This is a genomic window from Pseudomonas sp. FH1 (assembly GCF_000510895.2).
Taxonomy (GTDB): domain Bacteria; phylum Pseudomonadota; class Gammaproteobacteria; order Pseudomonadales; family Pseudomonadaceae; genus Aquipseudomonas; species Aquipseudomonas azotoformans_A.
The window spans coordinates 393,251-416,177 of record NZ_AOHM01000058.1; the positions used below are offsets into that span (position 1 = coordinate 393,251).

Here is a 22,927-nt window from a genome sequence, read left to right on the forward strand (position 1 = left end):
GCTTCTACGGAAAACGACCAGACTGCACGCCCACAGATGGTTGAACCAACCCTCCAACCCTGTGGGATTTTCCATGATCAACCGTCGAACACTGCTGTCCTTGCTGGGCCTGGCCTCTCTTGCACTGTACGGCCCCTCGGCCAGCGCCGCCGAACCGCTGACCCTCACTGTGGGGGACCAGTTCTTCTCCAACCGTATCGTGCTGGAGCTGTCGGGCGAGCTGAAAGACTTGCCCTACAAAATCGACTTCAAACGCTTCAACACCGGCTCCCCGGTGGCCTCGGCCGTGGCCAGCGGTGCGCTGGATGTAGGCATCGTCGGCGATACCCCGGTGATCAGCCTGGCCGCCAATGGCGCGCCGGTCAAAGTCGTCGCCAGCACCCAGACCAGCCTCGACGGCGTGGGCATTGTGGCGCGCAAGGGCATTCAGTCGGTGGCCGATCTCAAGGGCAAGACCGTTGCCATCTGGAACGGTTCGTGGAGCCAGCAACTGGCGTACAAGGCGCTGGATGAAGCCGGTGTGCCGCGCAGCAGCGTCCACTTCAAATACCTGCTGCCGGCCGAGGCCAGCCTGGCGCTGACCCAGGGCGACATCGACGCCTTCGGCACCTGGGAACCCTACGTGTCGCTGCAGGAAAAAGAAGGCAGCACCCTGATCCGCAACGCCAAGGGCCTGATGAGCGCACCGACCTATATCGTCGCCTACGAGCCGGCCCTGACGCAGAAAAGCGCGATCATCAAGGACTTCATCGCCCGCCTGACGCGCGCTCGGGTGTGGAGCAACACGCACGTGGATGAGTACGCCGAAGCCTGGTCCAAGGCCAACCAATCGGCGCCGGAAATCGCCAAGGTGTGGTTCAAGCGCGATGCGATCAAGGTGCTGCCGATTTCGCCGACGATCATCAGCGAGGCCCAGGCCACGGCGGATTTTCTGGTGGATGCACAGATGTTGAAGCAGCGGTATGACGTGGCGCCGTTGTTTGATCGGGTGCTTTAAACGCGGGGGAAATAAGCGCTCACAGTATCCACGGGCTGTTTGTACAGGTGCTGAACTAGGATTTTTGACTCCGGCGCTCACCGGAAACAAAATTCCACTGGCATCGACAAGGAGTAGCCAGTAGGCTACAAGTGATACTGTGACTAATTCAATCGGCAGGACGCCGGAGTTTGATACATGGCTCGACGGTATGCGGGATATTTGGGGGAAAACGGCGATTCTTGCTCGCTTGGACCGGGCGGAGGAAAACAATTTTGGGGATTGTGAATCCGTAGGTGACGGCCTGAGTGAGATGCGTGTGTTTGTCGGGCCCGGCTACAGGATGTATTTCGTGCGTACGGGAGTCACTGCCTACCTGATGTTGTGGGGGAGCGATAAAACCGACCAGAAAAGAGGAATCAAGCGGGCTAAAGAGATTCTTGATGCCCTGAGAGGTAGATGATATGAGCGAATCGAAATTCAAACCCGAGGACATGCCGATCCTCGATCTGGATACGTCCGGCACTAGCGTCTATGAAGCGTCGCGCTTCCTCGACAGTCCGCAAACCATCAGTGCGTATCTGGCGCAAAGCATGAAGTCTCAAGACCCGCAGGTACTCATGAAGGCGCTTGCCGAGGTTGCCAAGGCCCAAGGTGTGAACAAGGTGGCGGAAGCGGCTGGGGTGAACCGGGAGAGCCTGTATAAAACCTTGAAGGGGGGCTCGAAGACACGCTATGAAACGATCCAGAAGCTGATGCTGGCGTTAGGGGTTGAGTTGACTGTGCGGCCGATTGTAGGAGCGAGCAAGCCCGCCCCTACAAAAATCTGAATCAGCGCACCAGGCACGGCTGCTTGTTGTTGAACCGCCACCCTGGAATCAGAAACTGCATCGCCACGCTGTCATCCCGCGCGCCGAGGCCCATGCCTTTGTACACCTCATGGGCCTGGGCGACCGCGTCCATGTCGATCTCCACTCCCAGGCCTGGCTTGCTCGGCACTTTCACATAACCCCCTTCGATTTTCAGTGGCGCCTTGGTCAGGTGCTGGCCGTCCTGCCAGATCCAGTGGGTGTCGATGGCGGTGATGTCGCCCGGGGCTGCGGCCGCCACCTGGGTGAACATCGCCAGGGAAATGTCGAAGTGGTTGTTGGAGTGCGAGCCCCAGGTCAGGCCCCATTCATGGCACATCTGCGCCACGCGTACCGAGCCTTGCATTGTCCAGAAGTGTGGGTCGGCCAGGGGGATGTCCACCGATTGCAGCTGGATCGCGTGACCCATTTCGCGCCAGTCGGTGGCGATCATGTTGGTGGCGGTTTTCAGGCCGGTGGCACGGCGGAATTCAGCCATGACTTCGCGGCCCGAGTAGCCGTTTTCGGCACCGCAGGGGTCTTCGGCGTAGGCGAGCACGTGGTGCTGGTCTCGGCACAGGCGGATGGCGTCCTTCAATGACCAGGCGCCGTTCGGGTCGAGGGTGATGCGCGCATCCGGGAAGCGTTCGGCCAGGGCGGTGACGGCTTCAATTTCTTCGTCGCCGCTCAATACGCCGCCTTTGAGCTTGAAGTCATTGAAACCGTACTTGGATCTGGCAGCTTCAGCCAGGCGCACCACGGCGTCGGCCGTCAGGGCGGTTTCGTGGCGCAGCCGGAACCATTCATCGTCGCTGTCGGCTTCGTTGCGGTAAGCGAGGTCGGTGGCGCTGCGGTCGCCGACATAAAACAGATAGCCGAGCATTTTTACCGCATCGCGTTGCTGGCCTTCACCGAGCAAGGCGGCCACCGGGACTTCGAGGAATTGGCCCAGCAGGTCGAGCAGCGCCGCTTCCATGGCGGTGACGGCATGGATGGTGATGCGCAGGTCAAAGGTCTGCAAGCCACGGCCGGCGGCGTCGCGAGAGGCAAAGGTGCTGCGCATCTGGTTGAGGATGCGCTGGTACTGGCCGATCGGTTGGCCGATCACCAGGCTGCGGGCATCTTCCAGGGTTTCGCGGATGCGTTCGCCACCGGGCACTTCGCCCACGCCGGTATTGCCGGAGCTGTCCTTGAGGATGACGATATTGCGTGTGAAGTATGGGCCGTGGGCGCCGCTGAGGTTGAGCAACATGCTGTCGTGGCCGGCGACGGGGATGACCTGGAAGTGAGTAACGACGGGCGTAGTCATGGCAAGTTCCTGAATAAGCTTAAAGAGGTTTGCTGAGGGCTGCGCGGCTGGGCGCAGCGCTCGGTGAAGCCAACACGGCAGAGGGCGTGGTCTTGGCGAAGAACACCAGGATCGCGGCCAGCACCGACGTGCCGGCCAGGCCATAGAGGCCGCCCTGGATCGAACCGGTGGTCTGTTCCAGGAAGCCGAACGTGGTGGGCGCAACGAAACCGCCCAGGTTGCCGATGGAGTTGATCAACGCGATCACGGCGGCGGCGATACGTACATCCAGGTAGCCCTGGGGAATCGGCCAGAACAGCGACGATGCCGACTTGAACCCGATGGCCGCAAAGCAGATCGCCACAAAGGCAAAGACCGGCCCGCCCGTGGTGGACATGAACATGCCCGCTGCCGCAATCAACAGCGCCGCCGCCACCCAGGCCTGCTGGAACTTGAATTTGCCCGACAACGAGGCGAAGGCGTACATGGCGATAATCGAGATCAGCCAGGGGATCGAGTTGAAGAAACCGACCTGCACATCACTGAGGTCACCCATCTTCTTGATGATGCTTGGCAGCCAGAAGGTGGCGGCGTAGATCGTTAGCTGGATGCAGAAATACAGCGCGCAGAACAGCAGGATCTGGCGGTCCTTGAGCAGCTTGCCGAGGGTCGGTTTGACCGTGGTGAGGGCCTCACGGTCGCGCTGTTCCTGGTCGATGGCATTGACCAGCGCGTCCTGTTCGTCGCGGGTCATCCACTGGGCGTCGTGGGGCTTGGAGTCCAGCCAGAACCATACAAAGAAGCCAATCACCACCGAAGCCAAGCCTTCAATGGCGAACATCCATTGCCAGCCGTGGAAGCCAAAGCCTTCGATCTGCAACAGCACGCCTGACAGGGGGCCGGAAATCAGCGACGCAACCGCCGAGCCACTCAAGAAGATCGCGATGGCTTTACCGCGCTCCACGCCGGGCAGCCAGCGCGTGAAGTAGTAGATCACCCCGGGAAAGAAACCGGCCTCGGCCACCCCCAGCAGGAAGCGCAGGATGTAGAAGTGGGTTTCGTTCTGGATGAACGCCATCAGCGTGGCGACGATGCCCCAGGTGAACATGATGCGGGTCAGCCAGATACGCGCACCGACCTTCTGCAGCAGCATGTTGGAGGGCACTTCGAACAGGGCGTAGCCGATGAAGAACAACCCGGCGCCGAAGCCATAGGCGGCTGCGCCGATGCCCAGGTCATGCTCCATGTGCGTGCGCACAAAGCCGATATTGACCCGGTCGATGTAGTTGAGGATGAACATGATCACGAACAGTGGGAGCACATGGCGCTTCACTTTGCTCACGGCGCGCGCGAGGACGGGATCACTTTCGGGTGCGGCAGATACTTGGATTGAATGGGTCACAATTCAAAACTCCCCCTGATTATTTTTATGCGGGCTTGTGCGTCTTGTTGATAGACATCATACAAGTAGGCTTCTCAAGATCGCAATCCGGGGGTGAGTGTTTTTCTTCTTATAACGCGGTGTGCAGAACAGATATTTCGGTTATTTAAGCTGTATATATTGGGGTTTATGCCGATTTTTGAGCGAGGATCTTGCCAGTGGGTACCGTGAGAGGGGTATCTGTGAGAGAGGGGGTTAAGTTTGGTTGTCATACAAGTTGAGGGTTTTTTCAATCAACCCAGGCCTGACGCCGGGCTGGGTGGTAAGCTCCCCCCAGCTCAACCCCGTGGACCTGTTGCAATGCCCATTGAAAGTGGAATCCCCCTGCGTAAACGCTCCACCAACCTGGCCCAGGGCGTGGTCGATGCGCTGACCCAGCGCATCCTGCTCGGCCAGTTGAAACCCGGCGAAAAACTGCCGTCGGAATCCACCATCGTGCTTGAGCACGGCGTGAGCCGAACCGTCGTGCGCGAAGCGATCTCCAAATTGCAGGCGTCGGGATTGGTCGAGACCCGTCACGGCATCGGCACCTTTGTGCTGGCGCAACAGGCGCAGCAGGGCTTGCGCCTGCATGTGGACACGGTCGCCAGCGTGCGCAACATGCTCGAACTGCGCCTGGGTCTTGAGGTGCAAGCCGTCGCACTGGCCGCCGTACGCCGCACCGACCTACAACTGGCCCACATGCGCCAGGCACTCGACGACTACCAGGCCTCCCTGGCCAACAACGACAGCTGCGTGGAGGAAGACAAGCGCTTCCACCAACTGATCGCCGAGGCCACCGGTAATACCTTCTTCACCGAAATCATGCTGCACCTGGGCAATGCGATGATCCCGCGTACCCAGGTGAAAGGCGATGAGCGTGGCGGCGCCGACTTTGCCCAGTTGGGTCAATTGGCGAACCTGGAACATGAGGCGATCTTCAACGCGATCAAACGCCAGGACCCGGACGCCGCCCGCGCCGCCATGGTGCTGCACCTGACCAACAGCCGGGACCGTTTTTCGGGGGAGCAGGGGCGTTGAACGAACACACCTTATCCCTGCGCCTGGAGCGCGTCGCCGCCAACGTACCAACGGGCGCGCGGCTGGCCGATATCGGCTCCGATCACGGTTATTTGCCGGTGGCGCTGATGCGTCGCGGCCTGATCACGGCGGCAGTGGCGGGGGAGGTCGCGACCACGCCCTTTCATGCGGCGCAACGCACCGTGCGCGACAACGGCCTGGAGCAACAGATCAGCGTGCGCCTGGCCGATGGCTTGGCGGCCATCGAAGCCCATGACGGCATCACTGCGATCAGCGTCTGCGGCATGGGCGGCGAGACGATTCGCGACATTCTCGAAAGCGGCAAGCGGCACTTGAGTGGCAGGGAACGGTTGATCCTGCAACCCAATGGCGGTGAGCAGCCGCTGCGCCAATGGCTGATGGACAACGGTTACTCGATCCTCAGTGAAGAGCTGCTGCGCGAGAACCGCTTCTACTACGAAATCATCGTCGCCGAGCGCACCGGGCCGGTGGTTTACACCGCTGAGCAGCTGTACTTCGGCCCGCTGCAAATGCAGGCGCGCAGCCCGGCGTTCATCGCGAAGTGGCAACGTATGCTGCGCCAAAAGCACAAGACCCTGGCCAGTTTCGAACAAGCTCGGCAGGCCGTGCCGCAAGAGAAGCGACAAGAGATTGCCCAGCAGGCCAACTGGATTACCGCGTTACTGGCCTGATACCCCTTCATTCAAACCTGATGACCTAGGACACCCACCATGGCCGACGCCACTGACCCCACCTTCTACGATCGCGCCGACGCGCACATCGAATTGTCGAACGAGCAACTTCAGGTTCACGAAAACCTCGGCCAGGTCAGCGCCTCGATGATGTTCGGCACCACGCGCTTCAATGCCTGGGCCAGTGCGCGCAACTTCAAGTCCGGCGCGGAAATGGCCGATGCGCGGGAGGCGATGTTGAAGTACTTCTGTGACCAGTACCGGATGATGCTTGAGGATAATCTGGATGATCACATCAATAATTTCGACCGGTACATGTCGACCCGATAAGCCACTGTTACAGCTCTGCACAGACCTTGAGTGCTTTTGCCCCATTTTCGCGCACGTTACGTGCGCGATTGCTTCCCGCGCCGCCTATCTTGGGCACGCCGACAGCGGCCCGTATCTTGCTTGAGCCAAGCTAATCAATGACATGGCATTTTGCCGTCAGTCATTTCAAGGCTTCACCCCGCGGTGCACCGCGTGGGTCGTTTTTGGGGAGTGGTCGGACATGCACAGCCTTTTGTCACCGGGTATTCGCCTGCTGGGGCGTTTTGGTTTTGCGCGCAAGTTCCAGATGCTGTTCTTCCTGTTCATGCTGCCCCTGGCGGGTAGCCTGTGGATGATCGGCTCGGACTATCGCGACAAATTAACCGTGATTTCCAGCGAGCAGTCCGGCGTCCGGCAACTGTTGGCCCTGGATGTGCTGGATGGCCAGCTGACAGCCCAGCGCAACCTGGCCGCACGCTGGAAGGCGGCGGACATCCTGCACGCACCCACGCCAGCGGCGAAGGCGGCGATGGACAAGGTCGACGCCAACTTCCCGGTGATCCTGCAAAGCCTGCAAGCCCTGGGCGATTCGCTCAAAGCCCAGCACGCCAGTGCCGATATCCTCGCGCGCTTCGACGCCTTGCAGGCGACAGTCAAGGGCATGGACTCCCAATCCCTGCGCACCGTGGGCTGGTGGCCGGACGGTTACGACCGTTTCACCTCGGCCCTGACCGCGATGCAAACCCTTCGCGAGCAGATCACCCTGGACGCCGGGTTGATCCTCGACCCGTGGCTGGAAACCTACCTGCTGATGCAGATGTCCACCCAGCACACCCCCGACCTGATCGAGCGCATTGGCCGCATGGCCAGTGTCGGCCAGTCGTCCATTGCCTCGGGGCAGTTCACCTTGCAGAGCCGTTTGCAGATGCGTGACCTGCGCGGCCGCATCGGTGATGCGCGGGACCAGTTGGTCAAGGCCGCGGCCTCGCTCAAGGCCAAGCAGTATGCCGGGCTGGAACCCTGGACTGTGCAGTACGACAACAGCCTGCAACGCCTGGACAATGAGCTCAAAGTACTCGACGACGGCGTGTTTGGCGGCACCATCAAGCTCGACACGGCGGCCTTCGAAACCAGTGTCGACGGTATGCTCGACAGCCTGGGCGCGCTGCGCAATCAATCCCTCGATTCGCTGGATGCGCGCCTGGGTCACTACCGTGATCGCTCGTTGCAGAAGTTCGTGCCGGTGGCGGCGACCTTCAGCCTGTTGGCGCTGGCCGCGTTGTACCTGTTCATCTGCCTGCAAGCCTCGATCCGCCGTAGCGCCAGTGGCATCACCACCCTGGCCGAGTCGCTGCGGGACGGCAACCTGTGCGTCGAGGTGGCGGTGGAAGGGCGCGATGAGCTCGCGGCCATCAGTACCGCGTTGAACGTGGCGGTGGTGCAGTTGCGCACCAGTCTATTGGGGGTCAATCACGAGACGCAGCAACTGGGTTCGGCGGTACTGACCCTCAACTCCCAGTCGGGCAGCACCCTCACCGAAGTCGAAGACCAGCAACAACAAATCAGCCAGATTGCCGCTGCGGCCACCCAGTTGGCCGCGACGTCCCTGGGTGTTGCCAAGAGCTGCGAACAAGCTTCCGGCAGCGCCCAGCAGACCCGGCGCATCGCCGAAGACAGCAGCCGCGACAGCCAGCGCACCACGGCCAGCATCCAACAACTCAACCTGCGCCTGACCGACACCGCCGATGCGCTGGAGCAGGTCAGCCAGCAGGGCCAGCAGATTCAATCGGTGGTCGACACCATCCGTGGTATTGCCGAGCAGACCAACCTACTGGCGCTCAACGCCGCCATCGAAGCCGCCCGTGCCGGTGAGCAGGGCCGAGGGTTTGCCGTGGTGGCTGATGAAGTGCGCAGCCTGTCGCAACGCACCCAGGCGTCCACGGCGCAGATAGCTGGCACGGTCGACAGCCTGCGCGCCACGGTCAGCCAGGCGGTCACGTTGATGGGCGCCGCGTGTGAACAGGCACTGACGGATGCTGAATCCGTCACCGGGTTGGGCACGCGTTTGGGCGAGATTGCCGGTGCGGTGCAGCACGTCACCGACACCTTGGCGCAGATCGCCACCGCTGTTGAAGAGCAAGCGGCGACGGCGGATGAAGTGAGCGGCAATATCCAGCAAGTGGACCAGGCGGCCGGGCGTTTGCTTGATGGCGCACGGGCAGTGAACCGGGCGGCCGACACCTTGAGCAAAGGCAGCCAGGCATTGAGCGACAATACTGCGCGGTTTCGCCTGGGTTGAGCAGGTTTTTTGTGGCTATCAGGCTTCCTGTAGTGAGCGGGCTTGCCCCGCGCTGGGCTGCGAAGCAGCCCCATTAAAAACACCGCGCATCGTCAGTTAAACCGAGTCGCCAGAATTTAGGGCCGCTTCGCAGCCCAACGCGGGGCAAGCCCGCTCACCACAGGAAGCTCTCCCACCACAGGAACCTTCGGCTTCTACAGGGCTCACTTACTAGGTCGCTCTGTTTCGTCGCCGAAAGGACTCCGCATGACTTCAGCCCCGCCAACGACCCTCCCGCACGGCCCCGTCACCCGCGAACTCAGCTTGCGCGCCGTCATCACCGGCAGCGTACTCGGCATCCTGCTCACGCCGTCCAATGTGTACGCCGGGTTGAAGATCGGCTGGTCGTTCAACATGTCGATCATCGCGCTGCTGATCGGCTACGCCATCTTTCAAGGCGTGGCCAAGCGTTCCACCGACCACCTGCCGTGGACCTTGCACGAAAGCAACATCAACCAGACCGTCGCGTCAGCCGCCGCGTCGATTATTTCGGGTGGGTTGGTGGCGCCGATCCCGGCCTATACCTTGCTGACCGGCAACCAGTTGGACGCCATCCCGATGATCGCCTGGGTGTTCTCGGTGAGTTTCCTGGGCATCTGGATCGCCTGGTATCTACGGCCCTCGCTGCTCAATGACAAGGCGCTGAAATTCCCCGAGGGCATGGCCACCCTGGAAACCCTGTTGCACATCTACAATCACGGACGCGAAGCCGCGACGCGCTTGAAGGTGCTGCTCAGCGCCGCGTTGCTCTCCGGGCTGGTCAAGTGGGTGGATACCTTCATGTGGGCCTTCCCGCGCTGGTCGCCAAGCGCCCCGTTGGAGCGTCTGACGTTTACTGCCGACCCTTCGCTATTGCTGGTGGGGTTTGGCGGCATCATCGGCATTCGCGTGGGCCTGACCTTGCTGCTCGGCGCCTTGCTCGCCTGGGGTGGCCTGGGCCCCTGGCTGTTGGCACAACAGTTGGTGACCTTGCCGGCGGGCAGCAGCGGCCCGCAGTTCGCCGCGTTGGTGGAGTGGTTGCTGTGGCCGGGTGTGAGCCTGATGGTGTGCTCCACCTTGGCCTCGCTGGCGATTCGTTTGTGGGCGTTGTACCGGTCCACTCACGCCAGCGGCGGATCAAGCTGGACGGTGCCAAAACCAGGGCCGGCGGCCGGTTTTGCGTTGGCGATCGTGCTGGTGGTGAGCTTGCAGGCGTTGCTGTTCGGCATCAATCTCGGCATGGCCTTGCTCACCATTCCCTTGGCGACCTGCCTCGCCGCCGTCGCTGCGCGCGTCGTGGGTGCCACCGGCATTCCGCCTATTGGCGCCATCGGGCAGCTGTCTCAGCTGAGCTTTGGCATCGTCGCGCCGGGGCAGGTACCGATCAATCTGATGAGCGCCAACACGGCCGGTGGCTCGGCCGGGCAGTGCACCGACTTGATGAATGATTTCAAGGTGGGCAAGGCCATTGGTGCCACGCCGCATAAGCAGGTGATCGCGCAGATCCTGGGGATTTTCATCGGCAGTATCGTTGGTGTCTTCGCCTACCTGGCGTTGATCCCGGATCCGCAAACCATGCTGCTCACCGAAGAGTGGCCGGCCCCGGCGGTCGCTACCTGGAAAGCCGTGGCGCAAACCCTCACCCATGGCTTGGATTCACTGTCTACCAGCATCCGCTGGGCAATTGCCATCGGCGGCCTGGTGGGTGTGCTGCTCGGTGTGCTGGACAGCACCTTGCCTGCCCATCGTGCCCGCTTCCTCCCGAGTGCCGCCGCCCTGGGCCTGGCCTTTGTGCTACCGGCCTCGGTCTCGCTGATGATGGCCCTGGGCGCGATACTGACCTGGTTGGTGAGCTGCCGCTGGCCGAGCCTCACCGAGCGCTTTGCGATTACTGCCGCCGCCGGCTTGATTGCGGGGGAGAGCATCACCGGCGTAGGTGCTTCACTGTGGTCGATGGTGCACTGAAGCGTGGCTCGGCAGTTGCCGAGCCTGCCGCCGGGGCCTCAGGCGATCTTCACATTCATGGTGATCCTCGCGGTGAACACCTTCACGTCGCCCTCATCAAAAATATCCACCGGCACGATCTTGTCCCCTGCGGTGGACCAATCAATGCCGCTGCCATCCGCCACGGCGCGGATGTTCGACTTGGCCTTCGCCAGGTATTCCACGGTCATGCCCTTGGGGATCCATTTGGCGCCCTGTGGGATCGACACGTCCGTCATCGTCCCACCCGCCAATTCCGCCGCGTTGCACAACGCAATGGCATGCACGGAGGCCAGGTGGTTGGTGATTTCCTTGCGAAACGGCACGTTGACCACGGCATGCCCAGGGCGTAGTTCGGCAATTTCAGGGTTGATAGTGCTGAAGTAGGGCGCCACCTGGCAGGCCATTTGGCTGAACGCTGCAGGACCTACACTGTTGAACATGCTGAGAAACTGGCTCATGGATTGTCCTCATAATGGATTTGCAGAATAATATTCTGTAACGGAACAATATTCCGTAAAATCCAGCCATGTCAAGCCGTGCCTTCTCTGCGGGCGGCCGTACCATATAGACTCCGTACATTTGGCGAGCCACTTCATGCACGCACCTGATCTGATCGAGCGCACCTTCCCGGGCCGGCGCAGCGACCTCAAGCGCAGCATCCTGCGCGAGGCCCTGGCCAGCTTTAACGACGTAGGTATTGAAGCGACGAATATCGAAACCATCCGTGCGCGGTGCGAGACCAGCGTGGGCGCCATTTACCATCACTTCGGCAACAAGGAAGGCATCGTCGCCGCGCTGTTTTTTGCTGCGCTGGAAGATCAGGCCGCATTGCGGGAGCAACACCTCAAACAGGCGCAAACCGCCCAGGCTGGTGTGGAAGCGCTGGTGCGCAGTTATGTGGAGTGGGTGGATGCGCAACCCGAATGGGCGCGCTTTATGTTCCAGAGCCGTTTCGCCGTGGCCAACGGCCCGCACAAGGACGAACTGCTCACCCGTAACAAACAGCGCAACGCGCAATTGACCGAGTGGATGAGCGACGAAGGCCGCCGTGAGGCGTTCAGCCATATCCCGGCAGAACTGCTGCTGTCGCTGATCATCGGCGCGGCCGAAAGCTATGCCCGTGCGTGGTTATCCGGCCGGGTCAAGCACAGCCCGAATCACTACGCCGCGTTGCTGGCGCAGGCGGCGTGGGCCTCGATCAGCCAAACGCCTCCACAATAAACGCCTCCAGGGTCGCCTCTTCGAGGATCTCCATGGAGAAATGCCCGAAGCGCTTGGGCAGCCAGATAATGCGCCCCCCGGACGGTGATTGCAGGTTCTCGCGGGCCAGGGGCACGCCGTTTTCGTTCTCCGGCTGCACACCAGCGGCGATCAGTTCGTCATAAGCGATCTCGATGTCCGGCGTGGTGTAACAGTGGCGGTAAATCATGCCTTCGCCGTGGGCGTCCAATAGCTCGCGCAGGTTGCCGGCGATCGGCTGGACCAGCATGAAGCGTTCTTGCCCCATCAGCACCACGGCATACCGCACGTGTAGGCCGCCGCGTTCCCACACGAATGTCTTGGAAATGCGTGCCTTGAGAATGTGTGCGTAATAGGCACAGGCCTCTTCAAGGTTTTCGACCAGTATGTCGACGTGGCTGAATTTCAGATCCATGCTGTGCCTCCTTTCGAATCGATCCCCATGGTAACCACGGCGTCCGTCACGCAGAAAATTATTTGTCGGCACTCCCGAAGGCTGGCGTAGTCTGTTTCCAAGACACCCCTCTCGCCCTGCGGAGCCTTCAATGATCATCGTCCACCACCTCAACAACTCACGCTCGCAACGCATCCTGTGGCTGCTCGAAGAACTCGGCTTGCCCTACGAGATCAAGCGCTATCAGCGCGACCCGAAAACCAACCTCGCACCGCCGGAGCTCAAGGCGATCAACCCGCTGGGCAAATCCCCGGTGATCGAAGACGGCGGCCTGGTGCTGATCGAGTCCGCCGCCATCATCGATTACCTGATCCGCCGCCACGGCCAGGGCCGTCTGCAACCGGACCCTGCCAGCGCCACCTACGACCACTACGTGCAATGGCTGCACTTTGCCGAAGGTTCGGCCATGTTGCCGTTGATGCTCAACCTCTACGTCGGCCGCCTGGGCGAGGCAGGCGCACCGTTGCATCCGCGGATCGAATCGGAAGTCGCCAACTACCTCGGTTACCTGAACGACGTGCTCGCGGGCAGAGCCTACCTGCTCGGCGATGAGCTGAGCGGCGCGGATATTCAGATGAGCTTTATCGGTGAAATCGCCAGGGCCCAGGGCAAGTTGCAGGCCTACCCGAACTTGGCGGCGTGGGTGGAGAAATTCCAGGCGCGACCTGCGTATCGCAAGGCGGTGGAGCAGGGCGGGACGTATGCGTTTGCCCAATGAAGCCACTGGCGTGACGCCTTAAGGCGGTAGCAAGGCGCCGAGTTTTTACAACTGTTAACGGATTGAACGGCGCAATCGCTATAGGCTTTGGGGTGTCCGCCCTGGAGCCCATCGCCATGAACCTGCGAGCCACCGCCGCCACCTTGTTTGCTTTTGCGCTGCTGCTGCCGTCACCGGCCGAGGCCGCGACGCCTATCACCCACGTCGCCATCTACCGGGGCCCGGCGGGTTGTGATGACTGTTCCGAAAACGTGGCGAAAGCCCTGCAACGACTCAATCCCAACTATCACATCGATTTTGTGGGCGCGGATGAGTCGATCGACATCACGCCACAAACCCTGGCGCGCTACGACCTCTACGTACAACCTGGCGGCGGCCAGGACATTCCCGCAGCGCTGCGCAGCCTGGGTGATGCGCGCAGCGAGGCCATCCGCGGCTACGTCGCCAACGGTGGCCGCTACCTGGGCTTGTGCATGGGCGCCTACCTGGCGGATGACAACAACCTTGGCCTGATCCCCCAGGACCTCGACGGCGAAGCCGGCCGCCCTGGCTTTGAGGTGGCTGGCAGCGCCGACGCCGCCGTACAAGTCACGTGGGCGGGCAAGGCTGATCACGTCTTCTTCCAGGACGGGCCCTACTTTCCGAAAGGGTCGTATAAAACCATCGCCACCTACCGCAACGGTGACGTCGCGGCGGCGCGGTATACCTATGAAAAGGGCGTCGTGGTCCTGAGCGGCCCGCACCCTGAGGCCAGCCAGCAGTGGTTCGAGAATGCCGAGATCCCAGTGAGCAAAATGCCCGAGGGTGATCTGTTTGGTTCGTTGATCCGCAGCTTTTGAAGCCCCTCGTTCTTAGAACGATTGCCCTTCAAAACGCTTCAACGAAAACGACGACAGATCCAACTCGCTCTCGCCCTTCACGCACCACTGCGCAAACGCCTCACCCAGCGCTGCCGAATGCTTGAAACCATGCCCCGAACACGGCGACACCACCAAGGTGTGCTGCAACGTCGGGTGCCGGTCGATGATGAAGTGGTGATCCGGCGTCACCGTGTAGGCGCACACCGCTGACTTGACCACTTTGGCCGTCAGCCCGGCAATGCGGCCCTGCACCTGTTGCTCGTACATCTCGCGCTCCTGGGCGGGCGAAACGGTGCGGTCCAGCGTCTGCGGCGTGGTTGGGGTGTGGTACTGCGCCGTCGCCACTTTCAAACTGCCTTCACCGGGCAACGCGGGGAAGCCGTAGTTGGTATCACTCTCGCCCGGCCCATGGGTAAAAATGAACGTAGGAGACGCGCCGACCAGCGCTGCATCCGGCTCCGTTTCGAACCAGAACAGCTGCTGGCGATACACCTTGAGCAGCCGATCAAACGGCGCCCCCAGCAAGCCACCGGCCCAGTTACCGGCGCTGACCACCAGCTTGTCAGCCAGCAGGGTGCGTTGGTCAGTGGTCACCATCACGCCGTGCTCGTCCGAGCTGATGTGGGTCACGGTTTCGCCCTTGTACAACGTCGCGCCCTGTTGCTCGGCCAGGCGCAGTTGCACCTCGATGCAGCGCTCGGGCCGCACAAACCCGCCGCCCGGTTCGTAGTAGCCGATGGCGCTGTCAGCCACCTGGGCAAACTGGGGAAAGCGCTGGCGAATCTGCGCCGCGTCCAGCACTTCATGCTCGATACCGTAGGTTTGCGCCAGGCCGATGGTGCGCAAGGTGAAGTCGGTTGCATCGCTGGGGTCGAAGTCCTCGCGGGAGGTGAGCACCAGCAACCCCGACTGCTCGAACAGCGACTCCCCCGACAGCGCCTCCAACTCCCGCCAGATGCGATGGGAATTACGCACGATGGGCACGTACTGCGCGCCTTCACCCACCGACAACCGCGTGATCCGCGTATCGCCATGGCTGGAACCAAGCGTGTGGGGAGGGTGATGACGGTCGATCCCGGCGACCTTCACGCCGGCCTTGGCCAGTTGGTACACCGTGGCGGCACCCATGGCGCCCAAGCCGATGACCAGCGATTCATAACGTTCCAATGTCGATACTCGCTAGAGGGGAGGGCACATAGTTGAGTGCAGCCACGGCTAAAACACAAGGGGCCGATCAGCCTGAGGTTGCGCGAAACGGCCGGAACGCCTTCCACAATTCCTCGGCAAAAACCTGCGGTTGTTCAAACGCCGCAAAGTGGCCGCCCTTGTCCACCGCATTCCAATAGAACAGATTGGCCCACGCCGCTTCTGCCCACGCCCGTGGCGGCTTGAAGGTTTCAGCGGGGAAAATGCTCGCGCCCATCGGCACCTGGATACGCTCCACGCCGCCCCGCGCCGACGAGAAAAAGTCCGCCCCACGAATGGTCGCGCCCACGCCTTCCCAATACAGGCGCGCGCTGGACGTGCCGGTGCCGGTGAACCAGTACAACGAGATGTCGTCGAGCATCTGGTCGCGGGTGAGGGCGTCTTCGGGGCGGCCGTTGTTGTCGGTCCACTCCCAGAATTTTTCATACATCCACGTGGCCAGGGCCACCGGCGAATCGTTCAGGGCATAGCCGATGGTTTGCGGGCGGGTGTTCATCTGGTTGGCGTAGCCGGCCTTGTCGCTGACGTAACGCTCGATGTCCTCAAGGGCCTGACGCTCTTCTTCGGTCGGGTTGGCGGGTAATTGCGCCGGCACCACCATCGGCAAATTGACGTGCGCCGCCATCAGGCCCTCGGGTGCCTGGCCGGCCAGTGCGGTGGTGATGGCCGCGCCCCAATCGCCGCCTTGGGCCACCCAGTGCTTGTAACCCAACCGCTGCGTCATCAGCACCGCCCAGGCGCGGGCGATGCGCGCCGGGTTCCAGCCTTGCTCGGTGGGTTTGTCGGAAAAGCCGTAGCCGGGAATCGCCGGCACCACCACATGAAACGCATCTTCAGCCTTGCCGCCGAACGCCACCGGATCGGTGAGGCGCTCGATCACATTCAGGAACTCCAGCACCGAGCCGGGCCAACCGTGGGTCAGCAGAATTGGCGTAGCGTTCAGGTGCGGCGAGCGTGCGTGAATGAAGTAAATACCCACGCCGTCGATCCGCGTGCGGAACTGCGGGAAGCTGTTCAAGCGCGCTTCAAACGTGCGCCAGTCATAACCGTTGAGCCAGTAGTCCACCAGCGACTTCGCGGCATCCAACGGCACACCTTGCGACCAGTCCTCCACCAACTCCTGATCAGGCCAGCGGGCCATGCGCAAACGCAGTTGCAAATCCTCGATGGCGGCCTGGGGCACGTGTACCTCAAACGGGGTGACAGCCTCCGTGGCCGGCGGCAATACCAAGGGGCGATGGGCGGAAAAATCGAATGTCGCGGGCATTTCTGTCTCCAGGGATCAATGGTTTGTAACGATCGCTACAAAATAGCCTGAGCAGAAATCCCTCGTCAATGATATTGTATCGGCCGATACAGAATTGGCAGGTGACCCATGGCGAGAAAAATTGCGTTTGATTACGACCAGGCCGTCGAGAAGGCCAAGGTGCTGTTCTGGCAGCGCGGCTACGTCGCCACTGGCCTGCGCGACTTGCTCAAGGTCATGGACATCGGCGAAAGCTCCTTCTACAACTCGCTCAAGAGCAAGAAGCAGCTGTACCTGGCTTGCGTGCAGCGTTACGAAGACGATGTGGTGGCGCGGCGCCTGGAAGCCCTGGTATCGGCGCCCACGGCGGCCGAGGGTATTCGCGCATTTTTCAGCGTGATCCTTGATGACCTGGAAGGCGCACAGATGCCATCGCCCCTGTGCATGGTGGCCGCGATGGTGACGGACGTGGTGTTGTCAGACCCGGAACTGCGCGAGCGCGCCGAGCAGGGGTTGGAAGCGGTGCGCGGCATCATGGCCGAGCGCCTGGGTGAGGATCAGGCCCAGGGCCTGCTGCCAGCATCCCTCGACCCGCAGGTGACCGCCACGGTGATCCTTACCTACCTGCAAGGCCTGTGGCGCATGGCGCTGGTGAAGTTCGAGCGAACTGGCTTCGAACGCCAGGTCGACACGTTTTTGCAGGGGCAGGGGCTTTAGTCAGCGCACCACGTCCAGCGTCTGGATTTCATTCACATAGTGGGTCTGGCTCGACGTCGACTCCAGCGTCAGCGCCACGCCCAGGTCCTCGATAAACGCGCGATTGGACGAATAACCATCCTGCTCGCAGGCCAACCGAATGGCATCGCCCGTCAGCGACGCAAACACCTGACGCGCCGGGAAGCGCTCGCCGACCTTGCAGGTCAAGGTGGTTTCGAGCGGTTTGTCGGTGGGCTTGACCGGCACGTTGGCCATCTTCAAGTGCGCACTCAGGGTCTGGCCCGGCGCCCAACTCGTCGGCAATTTCACCTCGGCCTCACGTGTCTGCAGGACCTGGCCTTCGCCCACGCCGTTCATTTTTGATTTCAACTGGATCAGGTCCGCCAGCATCAGGCGGTCCACATTGAAGGCGGCGCCGTAGGCTTCGTTCTTCACCAGCAAACCGTCTTCGGCCTTGAAGCGGATGGTGATCGGCGCGTCTTTGCCCGCGGCGTTCTTCGACAGGTAGCTGTAGCTCAACGTCTTGAACTTGGGTTGCAGCAGTGGTGCGTCGAGGCCCTGGAGTACGTTGGGTGGCACCGGCACATCACCTAGGTTGGTTTCAGCCACGGTGCGCGGGTAGTCCACTGGCGCGATGTCCGGCCGCAACAGCGCCAGCAGCCCGGCATTCACGCCACCCTGCACCGAACAGCTCACACGGGAATACTTGCCCTCCGGCTCCACGATCAGCACCCGCTCCACATTGCGCAGCCCCGGCGCCTTGCCCGGCATCGGCTTGATCGCCTGCCAACTGTTGCCCACTTTCAGCTCGCTGCGCGTGTATTGCCCCTCGCCTTTTTGCAGCGCAGCGGGTTGGTCGAGCAACGCCGCGAGGCGCGGGGCAACTTCATCAATGGTGCCGTCCACCGTGAAACCCCAGAAGTAATACAGGCCCAACGGGCCAAGATCGCTGACCTCATCGTTATAGGACAGCAGCTTCAACCCCGCGATGGCCGGCGCACTCACCGGCACGGCCGAGGCCTTGGGTTCGGTGCGGTCGCGCACTGCGATCCAGGTGAAGTCCTTTTGCTGCTTGAGCGGCGCATAGGCCTGCCAGGCGTCACGATGGGTGTTCAGGCGGCTGAAGAACGTCTCGTCACAACGGGTGAAGGCCTTGAGCGTGTCGACCAACGCGGCATCGTCGGCCTGGGCAAAGGACGGCGCCAGCAGGGCAGACGCGAGCAGGGCAGCGGAAAACGGCAACTTCATTGGAGGGACTTCCTTATCGACAGGCGAGGAACAGGGCGGGGGCATTATCCAGCAGTTGGGTGTCAGTCTCTAGTTGGCTGAGCGCATCAGGCGCAAACGCCAATTGCCGCCGTGCTGGGCGTGGCAGGCTTCTTCCGAGTCCAAGTGAACGCAGCGCGCCAATTGCACGGGCGGGATCTCGGCATCCTGCAGTGCGGTGGCGGTCAACTCGCGGATACGCGCGTCCAACCCCGCCGCCACGGCCTGCGCCTGGCTGGCGCGAGTGTCGAAGACCCAGGTGATACGCAGGCTGCCTGGGAAGTCGGCGTAATTGACCGTGTGGGTCAGCCATTCAAACCCTGGGATTTCGGCTTTGGCGGTTTCGCAAGCGTCGGTGAGCGTGGCGACAAGGCGGCGCTCGATGCGGGTGCTGTCGCGTTTGGATTGAGCCATGGAAACCTCCGAAAGAAGACGAGCGCTATTCTTTGCGACCTTCGCACACCGCCTTCAAGCCCAGCACGGTCGTGGGCGTCTGCCCAATATGCGTGGTGGTACTCACCACCATGTTCGCGCCGCTGTCGCCTTCCAGGTGATACGGCTTGCCGTCGCAGACTTTCGCGGCTTTCTGGTTGATGTTTTCCAGCAGGCCCTCACGGGAATTGAAGATGCTGCCATGGCTGGTGATCATGTATTCGCCCGGTGCCACTTCGTTGGCGCCGGTGAAGGTGCAGCCAGTCAGGGTTGCGGTGATGCAGCCGAGCAGCAGTAGTTTTTTCACGTCCATGTTCTCAAGTAGGGGGTTGAAGGCCGGGAAGTCTACAACACCGCCAGGCTATTTTTTCAGCGCTGTGAAAGCACGCCCGGTCCTGCGTATGGATGAAAGGGAGCGCCGCGCTGCGGACAAGGCCGCCCAAAGGCACACATTCCGGTAAGGCCAATCAGCTGAAAGATGGCACAATGCAATCAATTTCACGCAAGTATAAGGAGATGAGCCTTGCATCGCTGGATCAATCGCGTCGCTGTTCTCGGGGTTGGCGTTCGCTTCCCCTTGGTTTTGCTGGCACTCGCCACGCTGATGAGTGGCTGCCAAAGCACCAGTACCCAGGATGATCCTATGGCTGGCCTGCGTTGCTGGGCCTTCCGGGATGAAGCCTCCATCACGCGCGAGCAGGTTGACTACATCCAGGACCGCAGCGACAAAGGCAACTTGAAGTGCAAGATCGTGCTCGGCAACCTCTATGAAAGAGGTCATGGCGTGTCGCGAGACATCCCGAAAGCCAAGGCGCTTTACCAGGCGGTGGCCGACGTCGATGAACAGGCTTACCTCTTCTTGGCTGATCTCGCTCAAAGCGGTCTCGACGGGCCGCCGGACTATGTGAAAGCCCGCCAGTTTTACCGGCGCGCAGCGGCCATCAAGGACAGCGCCAGTGCGGAGCTCGGCTTGGCCAAGCTGATGGAAGAAGGCAAGGGCGGCCCGCAAGATCAGCAGGGCGCACTGGCGCTTTACCTGAGCGCGACCCGATCCAGTTTCGGCGAAGCCTGGGAGGGTATTCAGCGGTTACGCGCGAGTGGCGTAACACTCAGCGCCGAGCAAGAGCAACGTTACAACCAAGTCTGGGTCGGGATCGCGCAGAGTCGGCTCAAGCGCAGGATGTGGCGTGTTCAAGACGAGGTGTCAGCCGTCTTCAAGCCTGGGCCGGAGGCCAGGCATGTCATCGTGAAAGTGCAATACCAGCAGGGTTCTGCGTTGCCTCAGTTGTCCATCGAGCACGGTTCGGGTGATAGCGCGATGGACCAGGCGGTGCTGAAGGGGCTGGGCGAATATCGATTTGCGGGCGAGCCGCTATTGCCTCAAGGGCGCAAGACCTGGGAAGTGCTGGCGGATGTCCACTTGAAGTCGCGCTGATAATCGACGCCTGACCGTCAAGCCAGTGAACTAACGGCACTTGGCAGCGATCGCCACCGAACGTCTGCCCATTGCGCGTGGTCACAGCTTTGCTGATAACCTGCTAATAGCTCAATGCCATTCCCTTGGTAGCCCCATGAAAACCCTACGCACCGCCTTCCCGGCCGCTTTCCCCCTTGGCGTTTCTCGTGACTCGGAAACCGCCCTGTCGGACATCGAATTCCTGCACCGCATCAGCCTCGACCTGATCGGCGAGCAAGACCTCGAAGCCCTCTACGGCAAGATCGTCGACGCCGCCGTGTCCATCACCGGCTCGCAGTTCGGCACCATGCAGCTGCTGTGCCCCGAAGGGCACCCGTCCGGCCATGGTGGCCAGTTGCAGCTCTTGTGTTCGCGCGGTCTGCCACCGGAAGCGGTCGGGTTCTGGCAATGGGTGAGCCCTATGGCCTACAGCAGTTGCACCATGGCCCTGCAACTGGGCCAGCGCGCCATCATCCCCGACTTCGAAGAATGGCCCGACATCGCCGGCACCGACGACCTGCAAGCCTTCCGCAACACCGGCATCCGCTCGGCCCAGACCACCCCGTTGCTGTCCCGCGACGGTCGCCTGCTTGGCATGATCTCCACCCACTGGAGCACGCCGCACCAGCCGTCCGACCGCGACCTGCGCCTGCTCGACATCCTCGCCCGCCAAGCCGCCGACCTGCTGGAACGCACCATCGCCGACGAAGCCCTGCGCGAAGCCGAAGCCAAACTGCGCGCCCTCAACGAAACCCTGGAACAGCGTGTAGCCGAACGCACCGCCATGCTCATGCAGGCCGAAGAAAAACTGCGCCAATCGCAGAAAATGGAAGCCGTTGGCCAACTCACCGGCGGCCTGGCCCACGACTTCAACAACCTGCTCGCCGGCATCTCCGGCGCGCTGGAACTGATGAACCGCCGCATCACCCAAGGCCGCCTCAGCGACGTCGACAAATACATGGTCGCCGCCCAAGGCTCGGCCAAACGCGCCGCCGTCCTCACCCAACGCCTGCTGGCCTTCTCGCGCCGGCAAACCCTGGAGCCACGCGCCACCAACGTCAACACCCTGATGTACGGCATGGCCGAACTCATCCAACGCACCGCCGGCCCCGGCATCCAGATCGAAACCACCGGCGCCCCTGACGCCTGGACCGCCTTCGTCGACGTCAGCCAACTGGAAAACGCCCTGCTCAACCTGTGCATCAACGCCCGCGACGCCATGCCCCAAGGCGGCCGCATCCAACTGCAAACCAGCAACCACTGGCTCGACGCCACCGCCGCCCGCGCCTACGACCTGGCCGAAGGCCCCTACCTGCGCCTGAGCGTCACCGACACCGGCACCGGCATGTCCCCCGACGTCATGGCCCACGTATTCGAACCCTTCTTCACCACCAAACCCATCGGCCAAGGCACCGGCCTGGGCCTGTCCATGATCTACGGCTTCGCCCAACAATCCGGCGGCCAAGTGCACCTGCACTCCACCGAGGGCGAAGGCACCTGCGTGTCCCTCTACCTCCCACGCCACCACGGCGCCGCACCGGGGGATGAATTGGCCCCAGGGCAAGTGGATATTGAAGTCGCCCAACACGGCGAAACCGTGCTGTTGGTGGACGACGAGTCCACGGTGCGCATGCTGCTTGCCGACGTCCTCGGTGAACTGGGCTACACCGTGATTGAAGCGGCCGACAGCGCGGCAGGGCTGAAGCTGTTGAGGTCGGATGTGCATATTGATTTGCTGGTGACGGATGTGGGGTTGCCGGGGGGGATGAATGGGCGGCAGATGGCGGAGGCGGGGATGGAATTGCGGCCGGGGTTGAAGACGTTGTTTATTACGGGATATGCGGAGAATGCGGTGATGGGGTATGGGCAGTTGGGGGCGGGGATGGGGGTGTTGACGAAGCCGTTTGCGGTGGAGGTGTTGGGGGGGAGGGTTAGGGAGTTGTTGGGGAGGTAGGCTTTTGGTTCTGCGTACTTCGGCTCATGAATAAAAATAGTGTTAGTAACTAAAGTTTGTTGCTGGGTTTAATCTAATATGACTGTTTTTGTAAGGGGCTTTAAATATATTTTACAGTTCCACTATCCGAAATTTACGTTTTTTATTTTTTGATTCGCGCCAAACTTCTACTCTAAATTGTTGAGTTAGCCGTGGTTCTGGTTTAGGACGGGGTAAGCGAGGCTTGTTTTCGTGGTTGATGGTCTTAATGCTAAGGGTGTCTTGCTCAAAAATATCCAATGGCAATGTTAATTGTTTTGCTAGAGCTGGAACTTCCTTTAATGATGTTTTGAGCTCTGCCATGAATTCTGGAGAGTCTAGCACGTCATCGCCAAGAATGACCTCGGCCGCGATCATTGCTTGATCAGGAGTAAGCTGGCCTTTCTGAACCTTTAAGAATAGTTTTTGTAAATTACCTAAGGAAACTCTGAAAAAGACTTTCAGATTTGGTGAAATAGCCGCC

General features: G+C 61.3%; 23 protein-coding genes and 1 pseudogene. 14 read left to right on the plus strand and 10 right to left on the minus strand.

The features are described from left to right. Window positions 1–73 precede the first annotated feature (73 nt). The 3 genes from H096_RS19680 to H096_RS19690 all read left to right on the plus strand — a co-directional run bounded on the left by H096_RS19680 (window position 74) and on the right by H096_RS19690 (window position 1,806). Window positions 74–997, plus strand: a complete 924-nt coding sequence (locus tag H096_RS19680; RefSeq protein ID WP_033901036.1) for an ABC transporter substrate-binding protein — start codon at window positions 74–76, stop codon at window positions 995–997. Window positions 998–1,136: 139 nt separating this feature from the next. After that, window positions 1,137–1,439 (plus strand): type II toxin-antitoxin system RelE/ParE family toxin, encoded by a 303-nt coding sequence (locus tag H096_RS19685; protein ID WP_033901037.1) that lies wholly within the window; start codon window positions 1,137–1,139, stop codon window positions 1,437–1,439. 1 nt (window position 1,440) lies between these two features. Next, a complete protein-coding gene (locus H096_RS19690) occupies window positions 1,441–1,806 on the plus strand; it encodes an addiction module antidote protein (RefSeq protein WP_033901039.1) in 366 nt (121 codons plus the stop codon). A gap of 1 nt (window position 1,807) precedes the next feature. Here H096_RS19690 and gudD read toward each other — a convergent pair whose 3' ends face one another. Then, window positions 1,808–3,133: a glucarate dehydratase gene (gudD, locus tag H096_RS19695; RefSeq protein ID WP_033901040.1), complete on the minus strand. Its 1,326-nt coding sequence runs from the start codon at window positions 3,131–3,133 to the stop codon at window positions 1,808–1,810. A 19-nt stretch (window positions 3,134–3,152) separates the two neighbouring features. Continuing rightward, entirely contained in the window at window positions 3,153–4,514 is a 1,362-nt protein-coding gene (locus H096_RS19700) for an MFS transporter (RefSeq protein WP_033901042.1), read from the minus strand. A 339-nt stretch (window positions 4,515–4,853) separates the two neighbouring features. Between H096_RS19700 and H096_RS19705 the strand changes: the two genes are divergently transcribed. From H096_RS19705 to H096_RS19725, 5 genes are all read left to right on the plus strand, one after another. Then, window positions 4,854–5,573 (plus strand): FadR/GntR family transcriptional regulator, encoded by a 720-nt coding sequence (locus H096_RS19705; RefSeq protein ID WP_033901044.1) that lies wholly within the window; start codon window positions 4,854–4,856, stop codon window positions 5,571–5,573. Further along, a complete protein-coding gene (locus tag H096_RS19710; RefSeq protein WP_033901045.1) occupies window positions 5,570–6,265 on the plus strand; it encodes a tRNA (adenine(22)-N(1))-methyltransferase TrmK in 696 nt (231 codons plus the stop codon). Before H096_RS19705 ends, H096_RS19710 begins: the two co-directional genes overlap by 4 nt. A 39-nt stretch (window positions 6,266–6,304) precedes the next feature. Continuing rightward, a complete protein-coding gene (locus tag H096_RS19715) occupies window positions 6,305–6,595 on the plus strand; it encodes a DUF3144 domain-containing protein (RefSeq protein ID WP_033901047.1) in 291 nt (96 codons plus the stop codon). Window positions 6,596–6,815: 220 nt separating this feature from the next. Then, complete coding sequence (locus H096_RS19720) at window positions 6,816–8,873, plus strand: methyl-accepting chemotaxis protein (RefSeq protein WP_033901049.1); 2,058 nt, start codon at window positions 6,816–6,818, stop codon at window positions 8,871–8,873. Between the two features lie 246 nt (window positions 8,874–9,119). Next, on the plus strand, window positions 9,120–10,856 hold the full coding sequence (locus tag H096_RS19725; RefSeq protein ID WP_033901050.1) for an OPT family oligopeptide transporter: 1,737 nt from the start codon (window positions 9,120–9,122) through the stop codon (window positions 10,854–10,856). 38 nt (window positions 10,857–10,894) lie between these two features. Here the strand turns inward: H096_RS19725 and H096_RS19730 are convergent, their stop codons facing one another. Further along, window positions 10,895–11,335, minus strand: a complete 441-nt coding sequence (locus H096_RS19730) for a hotdog fold domain-containing protein (protein ID WP_033901052.1) — start codon at window positions 11,333–11,335, stop codon at window positions 10,895–10,897. Window positions 11,336–11,471: 136 nt separating this feature from the next. Between H096_RS19730 and H096_RS19735 the strand changes: the two genes are divergently transcribed. After that, window positions 11,472–12,098 carry a TetR/AcrR family transcriptional regulator gene (locus H096_RS19735; protein ID WP_033901054.1) on the plus strand — a complete coding sequence of 209 codons (627 nt, stop codon included), beginning with the start codon at window positions 11,472–11,474 and terminating at the stop codon, window positions 12,096–12,098. On the opposite strand, the gene H096_RS19740 is transcribed toward H096_RS19735, so the two are convergent. After that, the gene (locus H096_RS19740; protein ID WP_033901055.1) at window positions 12,076–12,531 is read right to left on the minus strand and encodes a VOC family protein; all 456 of its coding nucleotides are present in this window, start codon (window positions 12,529–12,531) and stop codon (window positions 12,076–12,078) included. The two genes, H096_RS19735 and H096_RS19740, sit on opposite strands and share 23 nt — an antisense overlap. A 130-nt stretch (window positions 12,532–12,661) precedes the next feature. On the opposite strand from H096_RS19740, the gene H096_RS19745 reads away from it, so the two are divergent. Then, a complete protein-coding gene (locus H096_RS19745) occupies window positions 12,662–13,288 on the plus strand; it encodes a glutathione S-transferase family protein (protein WP_033901062.1) in 627 nt (208 codons plus the stop codon). A gap of 116 nt (window positions 13,289–13,404) precedes the next feature. Next, entirely contained in the window at window positions 13,405–14,127 is a 723-nt protein-coding gene (locus H096_RS19750; RefSeq protein WP_033901063.1) for a BPL-N domain-containing protein, read from the plus strand. Window positions 14,128–14,139: 12 nt separating this feature from the next. Here H096_RS19750 and solA read toward each other — a convergent pair whose 3' ends face one another. Then, window positions 14,140–15,315 carry an N-methyl-L-tryptophan oxidase gene (solA, locus tag H096_RS19755; RefSeq protein WP_033901065.1) on the minus strand — a complete coding sequence of 392 codons (1,176 nt, stop codon included), beginning with the start codon at window positions 15,313–15,315 and terminating at the stop codon, window positions 14,140–14,142. A 67-nt stretch (window positions 15,316–15,382) separates the two neighbouring features. Beyond that, a complete protein-coding gene (locus H096_RS19760; protein ID WP_033901067.1) occupies window positions 15,383–16,621 on the minus strand; it encodes an epoxide hydrolase in 1,239 nt (412 codons plus the stop codon). A gap of 108 nt (window positions 16,622–16,729) precedes the next feature. Here H096_RS19760 and H096_RS19765 point away from each other — a divergent pair, with 108 nt between their 5' ends. Next, window positions 16,730–17,317 carry a TetR/AcrR family transcriptional regulator gene (locus H096_RS19765; RefSeq protein ID WP_033901068.1) on the plus strand — a complete coding sequence of 196 codons (588 nt, stop codon included), beginning with the start codon at window positions 16,730–16,732 and terminating at the stop codon, window positions 17,315–17,317. On the opposite strand, the gene H096_RS19770 is transcribed toward H096_RS19765, so the two are convergent. The 3 genes from H096_RS19770 to H096_RS19780 form a co-directional block, all read right to left on the minus strand. After that, complete coding sequence (locus H096_RS19770; RefSeq protein ID WP_033901069.1) at window positions 17,318–18,565, minus strand: hypothetical protein; 1,248 nt, start codon at window positions 18,563–18,565, stop codon at window positions 17,318–17,320. A gap of 69 nt (window positions 18,566–18,634) precedes the next feature. Then, window positions 18,635–18,997 carry a hypothetical protein gene (locus tag H096_RS19775; protein WP_033901071.1) on the minus strand — a complete coding sequence of 121 codons (363 nt, stop codon included), beginning with the start codon at window positions 18,995–18,997 and terminating at the stop codon, window positions 18,635–18,637. 25 nt (window positions 18,998–19,022) lie between these two features. After that, window positions 19,023–19,322, minus strand: coding sequence for a hypothetical protein (locus tag H096_RS19780; protein ID WP_025999745.1), 300 nt, complete (start codon window positions 19,320–19,322; stop codon window positions 19,023–19,025). A 216-nt stretch (window positions 19,323–19,538) separates the two neighbouring features. Between H096_RS19780 and H096_RS19785 the strand changes: the two genes are divergently transcribed. Both H096_RS19785 and H096_RS19790 read left to right on the plus strand, forming a co-directional pair. Then, window positions 19,539–20,450, plus strand: a complete 912-nt coding sequence (locus tag H096_RS19785) for a tetratricopeptide repeat protein (protein WP_082461667.1) — start codon at window positions 19,539–19,541, stop codon at window positions 20,448–20,450. 136 nt (window positions 20,451–20,586) lie between these two features. Then, window positions 20,587–22,425, plus strand: coding sequence for an ATP-binding protein (locus tag H096_RS19790; protein ID WP_033901073.1), 1,839 nt, complete (start codon window positions 20,587–20,589; stop codon window positions 22,423–22,425). Between the two features lie 111 nt (window positions 22,426–22,536). Here H096_RS19790 and H096_RS34130 read toward each other — a convergent pair. Beyond that, a pseudogene (locus H096_RS34130) lies at window positions 22,537–22,927 on the minus strand (hypothetical protein); the annotation flags it as partial.

Coding starts and splice junctions, on each gene's coding strand:
- H096_RS19750 (WP_033901063.1), top strand. CDS start 13,405: ATGAACCTGCGAGCCACCGCCGCCACCTTGTTTGCTTTTGCGCTGCTG.
- H096_RS19715 (WP_033901047.1), top strand. CDS start 6,305: ATGGCCGACGCCACTGACCCCACCTTCTACGATCGCGCCGACGCGCAC.
- H096_RS19740 (WP_033901055.1), bottom strand. CDS start 12,531: ATGGATCTGAAATTCAGCCACGTCGACATACTGGTCGAAAACCTTGAA.
- H096_RS19735 (WP_033901054.1), top strand. CDS start 11,472: ATGCACGCACCTGATCTGATCGAGCGCACCTTCCCGGGCCGGCGCAGC.
- H096_RS19730 (WP_033901052.1), bottom strand. CDS start 11,335: ATGAGCCAGTTTCTCAGCATGTTCAACAGTGTAGGTCCTGCAGCGTTC.
- H096_RS19745 (WP_033901062.1), top strand. CDS start 12,662: ATGATCATCGTCCACCACCTCAACAACTCACGCTCGCAACGCATCCTG.
- H096_RS19725 (WP_033901050.1), top strand. CDS start 9,120: ATGACTTCAGCCCCGCCAACGACCCTCCCGCACGGCCCCGTCACCCGC.
- H096_RS19720 (WP_033901049.1), top strand. CDS start 6,816: ATGCACAGCCTTTTGTCACCGGGTATTCGCCTGCTGGGGCGTTTTGGT.
- H096_RS19770 (WP_033901069.1), bottom strand. CDS start 18,565: ATGAAGTTGCCGTTTTCCGCTGCCCTGCTCGCGTCTGCCCTGCTGGCG.
- H096_RS19680 (WP_033901036.1), top strand. CDS start 74: ATGATCAACCGTCGAACACTGCTGTCCTTGCTGGGCCTGGCCTCTCTT.
- H096_RS19705 (WP_033901044.1), top strand. CDS start 4,854: ATGCCCATTGAAAGTGGAATCCCCCTGCGTAAACGCTCCACCAACCTG.
- H096_RS19690 (WP_033901039.1), top strand. CDS start 1,441: ATGAGCGAATCGAAATTCAAACCCGAGGACATGCCGATCCTCGATCTG.
- gudD (WP_033901040.1), bottom strand. CDS start 3,133: ATGACTACGCCCGTCGTTACTCACTTCCAGGTCATCCCCGTCGCCGGC.
- H096_RS19760 (WP_033901067.1), bottom strand. CDS start 16,621: ATGCCCGCGACATTCGATTTTTCCGCCCATCGCCCCTTGGTATTGCCG.
- H096_RS19775 (WP_033901071.1), bottom strand. CDS start 18,997: ATGGCTCAATCCAAACGCGACAGCACCCGCATCGAGCGCCGCCTTGTC.
- H096_RS19790 (WP_033901073.1), top strand. CDS start 20,587: ATGAAAACCCTACGCACCGCCTTCCCGGCCGCTTTCCCCCTTGGCGTT.
- H096_RS19765 (WP_033901068.1), top strand. CDS start 16,730: ATGGCGAGAAAAATTGCGTTTGATTACGACCAGGCCGTCGAGAAGGCC.